Genomic DNA, 12,153 nt, shown 5'->3' with positions numbered 1-12,153 from the left:
GGCGGGCAGCCCGCCGCCGTGGTTCCAGCTCTACATGCTGCGCGAGCGCGCCGCCGTGCGCGCCCTGCTGGACAAGGCCTGGCAGGCGGGCTGCCGCACGCTGGTCTTCACCGTCGATCTGCCGGCCACCGGCCCGCGCCTGCGCGACGTGCGCAACGGCCTGGCGCACCAGGGAGCGCGCGCCGGCCTGCTGCGCGCCGCGCAGGTGCTGGCGCGCCCGCGCTGGGCCTGGGACGTGGCGCTGCGCGGCAAGCCACTCACTTTCGGCTGCCTGACCGAACAGGTGCCCGGCGGGCGCGACCTGAACGCCTTCAAGGCCTGGGTGGACGCGCAGTTCGACCCCACGGTGAGCTGGCGCGACATCGACTGGCTACGCCAGCACTGGCACGGGCGGCTGCTGCTCAAGGGCATCCTGGACGCGCAGGACGCACGCGCCGCGCTGGACAGCGGCGCCGACGGCATTGTGGTGTCCAACCACGGCGGGCGCCAGCTCGACGGCGTGCCCTCAACCATCGCCGCGCTGCCGGCGATTGCCGCCGCCGTGGGCGGGCGCACCGAAGTGCTGCTCGACGGCGGCGTGAGAAGCGGCACCGATGTCTTCAAGGCGCTGGCCCTGGGCGCGCACGGCGTGCTGATCGGCCGCGCCTGGATCTGGGCGCTGGCCGGCGGCGGCGAGGCCGCCGTGCGCCAGCTGCTGGCCAGCTGGCAGCGCGAATTCGAGCTGGCCATGATGCTCACCGGCGTCACCCGCGCGGCCGACATTGGCGCCGCGCAGCTGGAGACCGGATCCGCCTGAAAAAACGGTCGACCCCGCCTCCAAGCTCCGTACATCAAGCGCCGCTAGCTATATTTTAAATAGCAACCCATTCATTGTCCTGGGAGGATTTCGCCATGAACGGCGCACAAGCCCTGATCAAGACCCTGGCCGACGCCGGCATCGAGGTCTGCTTCTCGAACCCCGGCACCAGCGAGATGCACTTCGTCGCCGCGCTGGATACCGAGCCGCGCATGCGCGCCGTGCTGGCGCTGTTCGAGGGCGTGGCCACCGGCGCGGCCGATGGCTATGCGCGCATGGCCGACAAGCCCGCCGCCACGCTCCTGCACCTGGGCTGCGGCCTGAGCAACGGCCTGGCCAACCTGCACAACGCCAGAAAGGGCAAGGTGCCGGTGCTCAACATCGTCGGCGACCACGCCACGCACCACATGCGCTACGACGCCCAGCTGCAGTCCGACATCGAGACCGTGGCGCGCAACGTCTCGCCCGACTTCGTGCGCACCAGCATGCGCACGGCCGAGCTGTGCCGCGACGCCGCCGAGGCACTCACCACCTGCATGGGCCCGCCGGGCGGCGTGGCCACGCTGATCCTGCCGGCCGACGTGTCCTGGGGCGAGGGCGGCACGCCGCAGCCCTGCCCGCCGCCGCCCCCGGCCCCGGCAGCCGATGCGGCGCGCGTGCAGGAGATCGCGCGCGCGCTGGCCGCCTGCGGCAAGAAGACCGCCCTGTTGCTGGGCCGCCGGGCGCTGCGCGATGGCATGCTGCAAAACCTCTCGTGCATCGCCCAGCACACCGGCGCGCGCCTGTTTGCCGAAGTGTTTCCGACGCGCATGGAGCGCGGCGCCGGCCTGCCGCATGTCGAACGCATCGCCTATCTGGCCGAGCTGGCCTCGGTGCAGCTGTCGGGCCTGGAACACCTGATCCTGGTCGATGCCAAGTCGCCGGTGTCGTTCTTCGCCTACCCCGGCAAGGACAGCGACCTGGTGCCGCGCGGCTGCCAGGTGCACACCCTGGCCGCAGCGCACGAGGACGTGGCCGCCAGCGTGCAGCGCCTCTTGGACGCCACCGGCGCGCAGGCCGCGCAGCCCCTGCTGCAAGCGCCCCGGCGCCCCGAGCTGCCGCGGGGCAAGTTCACCGCCGACAAGGTCTGCAAGGCCATCGGCCACCTGCTGCCCGAGCGCGCCATCATCATGGACGAGGCGCAGACCAGCGGCATCATGCTGCCCCTGTTCACTGCCGGGGCGCCGCGCCACGACCTGCTGACGCTCACCGGCGGCGCCATCGGCCAGGCCCTGCCCTGCGCGGCGGGCGCCGCCATCGCCTGCCCGGATCGCAAGGTGCTGGCGCTGTCGGGCGACGGCTCGGCCATGTACAACCTGCAGGCGCTGTGGACCATGGCGCGCGAGAAGCTCGATGTCGTCAGCATCATCTTCAACAACCGCTCCTATGCCATCCTGAACGTCGAGCTGCAGCGCGTGGGCGCCGCGGGCGCGGGCGAGAAGGCGCGCAGCCAGCTGGACATCGGCGTGCCGGCGCTGGACTTCGTGCAGCTGGCCGCCGGCATGGGCGTGCCGGGCACGCGCGCCACCACGACCGAGGAGTTCAACCGGGCGCTGGCGCACGCGCTGCGCACGCCGGGGCCGCACCTGATCGAGGCCGTGGTGCCGCCCACGCTCACCGGCATGAAGCTGCGCGTGCTGCCGCACCTGCTGGGCTCGCTCAAGCGCCTGCCCAAGCCGCTGGCGCAAGCGCTCAAGCGCGGCATTGTGCCGTAGGGGAGGCGGTACGTGGGGCGCCTCGCCTGGAAGTTCCGCGCGACGCCCGATGCCCGACGCCCGATGCTCACGGCCGCTCGTGCAGCCGTTCGTGGCTGCCGCTGCGCAGGACGCGGCCCTGCGCGTCGAAGACCACGGTGAAGACCATGTCGCGCCCCGGGCCGTCGCTCCAGTTCCAGTCCCACTCGCCCTGCTGCTTGAGTTCGTAGAAGGCGCGATGCGCCGGGCGCCCGAGCAGCCGGCGCACCTCATCCTCCTGCATGCCGGGCCGCACCTTGTCGAAGTGGTGCGGCGCCAGCACCTGGCGCAGCGCGCTCATGCGGCCGTCGGGGCCGATGGTGATCATGTAGTTGCGCCGCCCGGCGGGCTGGCGGTTGTATTCCAGGGTGTGCGAGCCGTCGTCCTCGGGCCAGATGCGGTCGGGTTCGCCGAAGCGCTCGCGCACCTGGGCCTCGGTGGACACGCCCTCCTCCAGCTCGCGGATGCGCTGCTCGTCGCAGCCCACCAGGGCGAGCAGCCCCAGGGCGGCCGCCCCCAGGGACCGGATCCAGTGCCGTGGCACCATGGTTGCCTCCTCCGTGCTGCGATGCGTGCGCTGCCGGACACGCGCGGGCTAGAATGTTTGGCTGCCAAGAATGTAGCCTTCTTTTCGTGCGCACCGCCATGTCCTTCTTTCGCCGCCCCGACTACCAGTCCGACATCACGCAGTTCATCAACCAGCTGAAGAACGAGCGGCCGGAGATCGACGCCCAGCAGCAGCAAGGGCGCTCCCTGCTGTGGGACAAGCCCGTGGACCGCGAGCTGTGGGAGGAATACACCGCGGGGGGCGTCGAGCCCCAGCCCTACGTGTACTTCCCGCTGCGCCCCTGAGCGCGCGCGCGCCGGCCTGCGCGCCGGCGCATGCGCACCGGACCCCGGCACCCCCGATGGACGCCGCACTGGCCGACCCAGCGCAGGAGGAAGCGGCCGCGGTCGCCCTGGCGCGCCTGTACGGCGAGCCGCTGTTCGCGCTGCCGCAGGACCTGTACATCCCGCCGGACGCGCTGGAGGTCTTCCTCGACGCCTTCGAGGGGCCGCTGGACCTGCTGCTCTACCTGATCCGCAAGCAGAACTTCAACATCCTCGACATCCCGATGGTCGAGGTCACGCGCCAGTACCTGGCCTACGTGGACGAGATCCGCAGCCGCAACCTGGAGCTGGCCGCCGAGTACCTGCTGATGGCGGCCATGCTGATCGAGATCAAGTCGCGCATGCTGCTGCCGCCCAAGAGGCAGGAAGGCGGAGAGGAGGCCGAGGACCCGCGCGCCGAACTCGTGCGCCGCCTGCTCGAATACGAGCAGATCAAGCTCGCGGCCATGCGCCTGGGCCATCTGCCGCAGTACGGGCGCGACTTCCTCAAGGCCCAGATCACCATCGAGCAAAGCCTGCAGCCGCGCTTTCCCGACGTGCACATCGCCGACCTGCAGGAAGCCTGGCGCGACATCCTCAAGCGCGCCAAACTCGTGCAGCACCACCGCATCACGCGCGAGGAGCTCAGCGTGCGCGAGTACATGAGCATGGTGCTCAAGGCGCTGCAGGGCCGGCGCTTCGTACCGTTCGAGGACCTGTTCGACCCCGAAAAGGGCGGCACGGTGCTCGTGGTCACCTTCATCGCGCTCCTGGAGCTGGCCAAGGAAACGCTCATCGAGATCACCCAGGCCGAGGCCTTCGCGCCCATCTACGTGCGGCTGGCCTATACCCCGGCATGACCCCCCTGAGTCGCCTGCGGCGCCTTCCCCCTCTCCTGCGGGAGGGGAACGCCACCCGTGGCCTGGCGAAGCCAGTTCCACCGGTGGCACCGGCCTGAGGCGGCGCCAGTTGCGCAGGCCCTGGAAAACTAGCATGCAATCCCAAGACTTCGACGTACTCATCGTAGGCAGCGGCCTCGCCGGCCTCTCGGCGGCCCTGCACCTGGCGCCCACGCACCGCGTGGCCGTGATCACCAAGCGCACGCTGCAGGACGGCTCCAGCGGCTGGGCCCAGGGCGGCATTGCCGCCGTGCTGGCCGACGACGACAGCTTTGCCGCGCACATCGAAGACACGCTGGTGGCAGGCGCCGGCCTGTGCGACCTGGCCACCACGCGCTTCGTGGTGGAGAACGCCCCCGCTTCGATCGCCTGGTTGCGCCAGCTGGGCGTGCCCTTCACCCTCGAGGGTGACCACTTGCACCTCACGCGCGAAGGCGGCCACAGCGCGCGCCGCATCGCGCACGTGACCGATGCCACCGGCGCCGCCGTGCAGCGCACCCTCATCGACGTGGTGCGCAGCACGCCCGGCATCACGCTGTTCGAGCAGCACACGCTGGTGGACCTGATCACCACGCGCAAGCTGGGCTTGCCCGGCAACCGCTGCCTGGGCCTGTACGCGCTCGACAGCGACACCGATGAGGTCGTGACCTTCCGCGCACCGCAAACCATCCTGGCTACGGGCGGAGCGGGCAAGGTGTACCTCTACACCACCAACCCCGACACCGCCACCGGCGACGGCATTGCCGCTGCCTGGCGCGCGGGCTGCCGCGTGGCCAACATGGAGTTCATCCAGTTCCACCCCACGGGCCTGTACCACCCGCACGAAAAGTCCTTCCTCATCAGCGAGGCCGTGCGCGGCGAAGGTGGCAAGCTGCTGCTGCCGCCCTCGGCCGGTGGCACGCGCTTCATGCTCGAACATGATCCGCGCGCCGAGCTGGCCCCGCGCGACGTGGTGGCGCGCGCCATCGACTTCGAGATGAAGAAGCACGGCCTCGATTGCGTGCACCTCGACATCTCGCACCAGAGCCCCGCGTTCCTGCAGGAGCATTTCCCCAACATCCTCGCGCACTGCGCGTCGCTGGGCATCGACATCACCAGGGAGCCCATCCCCGTGGTGCCCACCGCGCACTTCACCTGCGGCGGCGTGCTGACCGACCTGGCCGGCCGCACCGACCTGCCCGGGCTGTTTGCCGTGGGCGAAGTGGCCTGCACCGGCCTGCACGGCGCCAACCGCCTGGCCAGCAACTCGCTGCTCGAATGCATGGTGTTCGCGCGCGCGGCCGCCCAGGCCATTACCGCAGCCCCCACGGCCGCTCTGCCCGCCGTGCCCGCGTGGGACGACAGCCGCGTGACCGATGCGGACGAATCGGTCGTCATCTCGCACAACTGGGACGAGCTGCGCCGCTTCATGTGGGACTACGTGGGCATCGTGCGCACCAACAAGCGCCTGGAGCGCGCGGCCCACCGCATCGCGCTGCTGCAAGGCGAGATCCACGAGTTCTACGCCCACTTCCACGTCACGCGCGATTTGCTGGAGCTGCGCAACCTCGTGCAGGTGGCCGACCTCATCGTGCAAAGCGCGCAAATGCGCCGCGAAAGCCGCGGGCTACACTTCAGCCGCGACTACCCCGAGCTGGCCGCCCCCGCCGCGCCCACCATCCTCGTGCCACGCTGACCCGAACACCCACTATCGCAAGGATTTTTCCGCATGTACCGCACCCTGCTCAAGTCCAAGATCCACCGCGTGAAGACCACGCACTGCGAACTGCACTACGAAGGCTCCTGCGCCATCGACGAAGACCTGCTGGAGGCCGCCAACATCGCCGAGAACGAGCAGGTCCACATCTGGAACGTGGACAACGGCGAGCGCTTCGTCACCTACGCCATCAAGGGCCAGCGCGGCAGCGGCATGATCTCGGTGAACGGCTCGGCAGCGCGCCGCGCCTGCGTGGGCGACCTGCTCATCATTGCCGCCTTCGCCCAGGTCGAAGAAAAAGAGGTGGCCAGCCACCAGCCCCAACTCGTCTTCGTGGACGGCAATAACCGCCAGGTGGAACTGCGCCACCACGTACCCACGCAGGCGCTGTGATGTCGGCGCCAGACACGCTCGCCCACCGCAGCCTCGCCAGCGTCTGGCACCCCTGCACGCAGATGAAGCGCCACGAGGCCGAGCCGCCCGTGGCCATCGCACGCGCCCAGGGCCCGTGGCTGCACGGCACCGACGGCCGGCGTTACCTGGACGGCATCAGCTCCTGGTGGGTCAACCTGTTCGGCCACGGCCATCCACACATCCAGGCGGCCCTCGCCGACCAGCTGGCCCGGCTGGACCACGTGATGCTGGCTGGCTTCACCCACGCGCCGGTGGTAGAGCTGTCGGAGCGCCTGGCCGCCCTCACCGGCCTGGGCCATGCGTTCTACGGCAGCGACGGCGCATCGGCCACCGAGATCGCGCTCAAGATGAGCGCGCACTACTGGCGCAACCAGGGCCAGAGCGCCAAGAACCGCTTCGTGGGCCTGGCCGGCGGCTACCACGGTGAGACCGTGGGCGCACTGGCCGTGACCGACATCCCCCTGTTCCGCGAGGCTTACGGCCCGCTGGTGCGCCTGGCGGGCACCGTGCCCAGCCCCGACGCGCGCGCCGCGCAGCCTGGCGAATCGGCACGCGAGACCCCGCGTGATGTGGCCCTGCGCGCCGCCGCCGCTCTGGAAGCCTGGCTGGCCGAGCACCACGCCACCACCGCCGCGCTGATCCTGGAGCCCCTGGTGCAGTGCGCCGCCGGCATGGCCATGCACGATGCCGAGTACCTGCGCCAGGCGCGCGCGCTGTGCGACAGTTACAACGTGCATCTGGTGGCGGATGAGATCGCCGTGGGCTTCGGCCGCACGGGCACGATGTTCGCGCACCAGCAGGCGGGCATCAGGCCCGACTTCCTGTGCCTGTCCAAGGGCCTCACGGGTGGCACGCTGGCGCTGTCCGCCGTGCTGACCACGGACACGGTCTACGCCGCCTTCTACGACGACGACGTGGCGCGCGGCTTCCTGCACTCGCACTCCTACACCGGCAACCCGCTGGCCTGCCGTGCGGCGCTGGCCACGCTGGAGCTGTTCGAGCAGACCGATGCCCTCGCGCGCAACACCGTGCTGGCCCAGGCCATCGACACCGCCTGCGCGCCACTGGCCGCGCACCCGCGCGTGCGCCACGCGCGCCGCCAGGGCATGATCTGGGCCTGGGACGTGGACACGCCGCTGCCCGACTTCGCACGCCGCTACCACCGCCACGCCATGGCGCGTGGCCTGCTGCTGCGCCCCATCGGCCGCACCCTCTACGCCATGCCGCCCTACGTGCTGGACGACGAGGCCGTGCAGCACCTCGCAACCAACGCCCTGGCCGCGCTGGACGCCACACTGGCCGAGGAAGCCACCACCCCGGCACCCACCGAGGAGCGCCTGCCATGACCCTGGGCCTGTTCGTCACCGGCACCGACACGGGCGTGGGCAAGAGCCTGGCATCGGCCGCGCTCTTGCACGCGCTGGCGCGCCATCACACGCGCGTGGTGGGCATGAAACCCGTGGCTGCCGGCGCTGAACCGCACGGCGGCCAACTCGCCAATGAAGACGCCGTGCTGCTGCGCGCCGCCTCCACCGTGGCCGTGCCGCCCGCGCTCGACAACCCCGTGCTGCTGCCCGACCCGCTTTCGCCCCATATAGCCGCTGCGCGTGCTGGGGTGCGCATTCACATCCCCGCCATCGTGCAAAGCTACCGCCAGCTCGCCGAGCGCGCCGATGCCGTGGTGGTCGAAGGCGCGGGAGGCTTCCACGTGCCGCTGTCGGACACCGAGACCGGCGCCGACCTGGCCCAGGCCCTGGACCTGCCCGTGGTGCTGGTGGTGGGCTTGCGCCTGGGCTGCCTGAGCCATGCCGCGCTCACCTTGGATGCCATCCGCGCGCGCGGCCTCACGCTCGCGGGCTGGGTGGTCAACCGCGTGGACCCGCACATGCTGGCGCCCGAGGACAACATCGCCTGGTTGCGCCAGCACCTGCGCGCGCCGCTGCTGGCCGAGCTGCCCCACCAGCCCCAGCCTGATGCGCGCGCCCTGGCTTCGCGCTACCAATTGCCAGCATGGCTGACGGATAGGACATGACCACTGCTTCCTGGATCGATGAATTTCCCACGCGCATCGCCGCGCTGGACGCCGCCCACCTGCGCCGCCGGCGCCGTGCCGTGGTGCCCACCGAGGGCGCCCATCTGCTGGTGGACGGCACCCCCATGCTGGCGTTTTGCAGCAACGACTACCTGGGCCTCGCGGCCCATCCGGCCCTGGCAGAGGCGGCCTGCGCAGGCACGCGCGAGTTCGGCGTGGGCTCGGGCGGCTCGCCCCTGGTCAGCGGCCACAGCCTGGCCAACGCCGAGCTGGAGGACGACCTTGCGCGCTTCGTGCAGCTGCCGCGCGCGCTCTACTTCTATGCGGGCTTTGCGACCAATGTGGGCATCATTCCCGCCTTGGTGGGCGCAGGCGACGCGCTGTTTTCCGACGAGCTCAACCATGCCTGCCTGATCGACGGCGCGCGCCTGTCGCGCGCCACGGTGCACCGCTATCCGCATGCCAACCTGGCCGCGCTCGATGCGCTGCTGGCGGCCAGCCCCGCACGGCGCAAGCTGGTGATCACCGATGCCATCTTCAGCATGGACGGCGACGTGGCCGACCTGCGCGCGCTGCTGGCGCTGTGCGAGCGCCACGACGCGCTGCTGCTCATCGACGACGCCCACGGCTTCGGCGTGCTGGGGCCCGAGGGGCGCGGCACGCTGGCCGAGGCGGGCCTCACCGGCGCCGGCGCCTCGTCGCGCGTGCTCTACATGGCCACGCTGAGCAAGGCCGCGGGCGCGGCGGGCGCCTTCGTCGCCGGGCCCGAGGCGCTCATCGAGTGGCTGGTGCAAAAGACGCGCAGCTACATCTTCGCCACCGCCGCGCCCGCGCTGCTGGCGCGCGCACTGCAGGCCAGCCTGCGGGTGATCGCCACCGAGGGCTGGCGGCGCGAGCACCTCACGCAGCGCATCACCCAGCTGCGCGATGGCCTGGCGCCGCTGCTGCAGGGCACGCACTGGCAGCTGGGCGACTCGCGCACCGCCGTGCAGGCGCTGGTCATCGGCGCCAACGACGAGGCCCTGGCCGCCATGGACGGCCTGCGCGCGCGCGGCCTGTGGGTGCCCGCCATCCGCCCGCCCACGGTGCCCGAAAGCACGGCGCGGCTGCGCATCGCGCTGTCGGCGGCCCACACCGAGGCCGATGTGGCCCAATTGCTGGGCGCGCTGGCCGAACTGGCCCCGCGCGCAGGGAAGGCGGCATGAGCTACAGCGTCAAGGAAATCTTCTACACCCTGCAGGGCGAAGGCGGCCAGGCCGGCATGCCTGCCGTGTTCTGCCGCTTCGCGGGCTGCAACCTCTGGAGCGGCCGCGAGCAGGACCGCGCGAGTGCCATCTGCCGCTTCTGCGACACCGACTTCGTAGGCACCGACGGCACGCTGGGCGGCAAGTTCGCCGACGCGGGCGCCCTGGCACGCCAGATCGCGGCGCAATGGCCCGCGCAGGACCGCGCGCACCGCCTCGTGGTGCTCACGGGCGGCGAGCCGCTGCTGCAGGTGAATGGGCCGCTCATCGATGCGCTGCATGCCGAGGGCTTTCGCATCGCCGTCGAGAGCAACGGCACCATCGCCGCGCCGCCCGGGATCGACTGGCTGTGCATCAGCCCCAAGGCTGGCGCCGAGTGGGTGCAGCGCGAGGGCCAGGAGCTCAAGCTGGTCTGGCCCCAGAGCGGCCTGGACCTCGACACGCTCGAAACCACGGGCCAGTTCAGCCACCGTTTCCTGCAGCCCATGGACGGCCCCGACCAGGCGGCCCACATCGCGCTGTGCATCGATCTCTGCATGCAGCGCCCGGCGTGGCGACTGAGCCTGCAGACCCACAAGCTCACCGGCATCCGCTGACGATGCCCCACCCCGCCATGCCGCAGCAATACACCGTCCACCAGCGCATCTTCTTCGACGCGGCCCACACCCTGCGCCGCGAGATCGAGGCCGAGGGCAGCCGCCGCATCCACGGCCATACCTACCACGCCGAGGTCTCGCTCACCGGGCCGCTCGACCCCGCCACCGGCATGGTGCAAGACCTGGGCTACCTGCGCCAGCGCCTGGCCGTGCTGCGCGAGCGGCTCGACCACCACCTGCTCGACGAGGTGCCGGGCCTGGGCGCACCCACGCTCGAGAACCTCTGCCGCTTCATCGCCGAGGCCCTGTCTGACATGCAGCCCCCGCCCAGCCGCGTGCGCGTGTGGCGCGACGCGCTCGGCGATGGCTGTACGCTCGACCTGTCCTGAACTTTTTCACCCCACCAGAGGCCCGACATGCCCCACCTGATCGTCGAATACTCCCGCAACCTCGCCGGCTTCCCCGAGGCCCAGGTGCTCGCCGAACTCAATGCCGCCGTCTGCGCGAGCCCCGAAGTGGCCGACGAGGCCGACCTCAAGAGCCGCATCGCTCCCGTGCAGCAGTTCGAGGTGGGCACCGCACCGGCCCACCGTGCCTTCGTGCATGCGCAGCTGCGCCTGCTCTCGGGCCGCACACCTGAAGCCAAGAAGGACCTGTCCGGCCGCGTGGCCGAGGTGCTGCGCCGCCTCACGCCGCGCCCCGCAGGGGTGCAGGTGCAGCTCAGCGTGGAAATCGTGGACATGGACCGGCCGAGCTACGTCAAAGAACGGCTCTGAGGCCGCGCCACCGGCGCCGCTCCGGCAGTTGGTCGAGGTCAATGAGAGCGGGAGTGGCAGGCTCATACTGAATTAGCGCCCCTGCTGCGGGTTTGCCGCAGGGCCGCTCTTTCATCCATTGAACTTGCCGAAAGCCTGCCATGAAAAACCTCAGCATTGCATTGTTTGCTGCGGCCCTGTCGGCTGCCATGCCGGCGGCCCAGGCGCAGACGCTCCAGAAGATCGCCGCCAGCGACAAGATCACCGTGTCTTACCGCGAAACGGCTGTTCCCTTCAGCTACGTGATCGGAACGCACAAAGCGGTGGGCTTCGCGGTGGATCTGACCGAAGCCATCGTCGACGACGTGCGCCTGCGGCTGCACAGGCCGTTCCTGCGGGTGGAGTACTTGCCCGTGACGGCGCAAAACCGCATCCCGCTGCTGGTCGATGGCACCTACGACCTGGAGTGCGGCTCCACCACCAACACCTCGGCGCGCGGCAAGGAAGTTTCCTTTGCCATCAACCATTTCTATACCGGTACGCGCCTGCTGGCCAAGAAAACCTCCGGCATCCAGGGCTATGCCGACCTGGCTGGCAAGACCGTGGCCACCACCGCCGGCAGCACCAATGAAAAGCTGATCCGCCAGTACAGCGCCGATCACCGCCTGAACATGAAGATCATGCTGGGCAAGGACTACGGTGACGCGCTGGGCATGGTCGAAAGCGACCAGGCCGTGGCCTTTGCGATGGACGATGTGCTGCTGTTCGGCCTGCGGGCCAACTCCAGCAACCCTGCGGCGCTCGAAGTCGTGGGCGAGACGCTGCAGGTCGAGCCGTATGCCTGCATGGTGCGCAAGAACGACCCCGAGTTCAAGAAGCTCGTCGACGGCACCCTGGCCCGGCTCATGCGCACCGGTGAATTCACCCGGCTCTACAAGAAGTGGTTCGAATCCCCCATCCCGCCCAAGGGCGTGGTGCTGAACATGCCCATGGGGGCGCAGCTCAAGGCCAACCTCAAGGCCCGCAGCGACCAGCCGGCGATGTGAAGAACGGGGGCCAGCCCTTCAGGCTGTGGCGGG

At 70.4% G+C, this 12,153-nt stretch carries 14 protein-coding genes; 13 read left to right on the top strand and 1 reads right to left on the bottom strand.

The window, feature by feature from the left end:
• Both A612_RS13100 and A612_RS13095 read left to right on the top strand, forming a co-directional pair.
• On the top strand, positions 1 to 796 hold a 796-nt coding region (locus tag A612_RS13100), incomplete at its 5' end, for an alpha-hydroxy-acid oxidizing protein (protein WP_019374921.1).
• Positions 797 to 891: 95 nt separating this feature from the next.
• Positions 892 to 2,550, top strand: coding sequence for an acetolactate synthase large subunit (locus A612_RS13095; protein WP_040436887.1), 1,659 nt, complete (start codon positions 892 to 894; stop codon positions 2,548 to 2,550).
• 67 nt (positions 2,551 to 2,617) lie between these two features.
• Here the strand turns inward: A612_RS13095 and A612_RS13090 are convergent, their stop codons facing one another.
• Entirely contained in the window at positions 2,618 to 3,115 is a 498-nt protein-coding gene (locus A612_RS13090) for an outer membrane protein assembly factor BamE domain-containing protein (RefSeq protein WP_019374919.1), read from the bottom strand.
• Between the two features lie 98 nt (positions 3,116 to 3,213).
• Here A612_RS13090 and A612_RS13085 point away from each other — a divergent pair, with 98 nt between their 5' ends.
• From A612_RS13085 to A612_RS13035, 11 genes are all read left to right on the top strand, one after another.
• On the top strand, positions 3,214 to 3,420 hold the full coding sequence (locus A612_RS13085) for a DUF3460 family protein (RefSeq protein WP_019374918.1): 207 nt from the start codon (positions 3,214 to 3,216) through the stop codon (positions 3,418 to 3,420).
• Between the two features lie 56 nt (positions 3,421 to 3,476).
• The gene (locus tag A612_RS13080) at positions 3,477 to 4,298 is read left to right on the top strand and encodes a segregation and condensation protein A (RefSeq protein WP_019374917.1); all 822 of its coding nucleotides are present in this window, start codon (positions 3,477 to 3,479) and stop codon (positions 4,296 to 4,298) included.
• Positions 4,299 to 4,431: 133 nt separating this feature from the next.
• On the top strand, positions 4,432 to 6,012 hold the full coding sequence (gene nadB / locus A612_RS13075) for an L-aspartate oxidase (RefSeq protein ID WP_019374916.1): 1,581 nt from the start codon (positions 4,432 to 4,434) through the stop codon (positions 6,010 to 6,012).
• Positions 6,013 to 6,045: 33 nt separating this feature from the next.
• Positions 6,046 to 6,426 (top strand): aspartate 1-decarboxylase, encoded by a 381-nt coding sequence (panD, locus tag A612_RS13070; RefSeq protein WP_019374915.1) that lies wholly within the window; start codon positions 6,046 to 6,048, stop codon positions 6,424 to 6,426.
• Entirely contained in the window at positions 6,426 to 7,793 is a 1,368-nt protein-coding gene (gene bioA / locus A612_RS13065) for an adenosylmethionine--8-amino-7-oxononanoate transaminase (RefSeq protein WP_019374914.1), read from the top strand. The genes panD and bioA overlap by 1 nt, the downstream gene beginning before the upstream one ends.
• On the top strand, positions 7,790 to 8,479 hold the full coding sequence (gene bioD, locus A612_RS13060) for a dethiobiotin synthase (RefSeq protein WP_019374913.1): 690 nt from the start codon (positions 7,790 to 7,792) through the stop codon (positions 8,477 to 8,479). The genes bioA and bioD overlap by 4 nt, the downstream gene beginning before the upstream one ends.
• Positions 8,476 to 9,684, top strand: coding sequence for an 8-amino-7-oxononanoate synthase (bioF, locus tag A612_RS13055; RefSeq protein WP_019374912.1), 1,209 nt, complete (start codon positions 8,476 to 8,478; stop codon positions 9,682 to 9,684). Before bioD ends, bioF begins: the two co-directional genes overlap by 4 nt.
• A complete protein-coding gene (gene queE, locus A612_RS13050; RefSeq protein ID WP_019374911.1) occupies positions 9,681 to 10,319 on the top strand; it encodes a 7-carboxy-7-deazaguanine synthase in 639 nt (212 codons plus the stop codon). The genes bioF and queE overlap by 4 nt, the downstream gene beginning before the upstream one ends.
• 2 nt (positions 10,320 to 10,321) lie before the next feature.
• The gene (locus A612_RS13045) at positions 10,322 to 10,708 is read left to right on the top strand and encodes a 6-pyruvoyl trahydropterin synthase family protein (RefSeq protein WP_019374910.1); all 387 of its coding nucleotides are present in this window, start codon (positions 10,322 to 10,324) and stop codon (positions 10,706 to 10,708) included.
• Positions 10,709 to 10,735: 27 nt separating this feature from the next.
• A complete protein-coding gene (locus A612_RS13040) occupies positions 10,736 to 11,095 on the top strand; it encodes a 5-carboxymethyl-2-hydroxymuconate Delta-isomerase (protein ID WP_019374909.1) in 360 nt (119 codons plus the stop codon).
• Positions 11,096 to 11,235: 140 nt separating this feature from the next.
• Positions 11,236 to 12,120 carry a transporter substrate-binding domain-containing protein gene (locus tag A612_RS13035; protein ID WP_019374908.1) on the top strand — a complete coding sequence of 295 codons (885 nt, stop codon included), beginning with the start codon at positions 11,236 to 11,238 and terminating at the stop codon, positions 12,118 to 12,120.
• The last annotated feature ends 33 nt before the right edge of the window (positions 12,121 to 12,153 follow it).

The sequence above is a fragment of the Melaminivora alkalimesophila genome (assembly GCF_000282995.1).
In the GTDB taxonomy this organism is placed as follows: Bacteria; Pseudomonadota; Gammaproteobacteria; order Burkholderiales; family Burkholderiaceae_C; genus Melaminivora; species Melaminivora alkalimesophila.
This window is presented reverse-complemented; position numbering and strand designations above follow the sequence as displayed.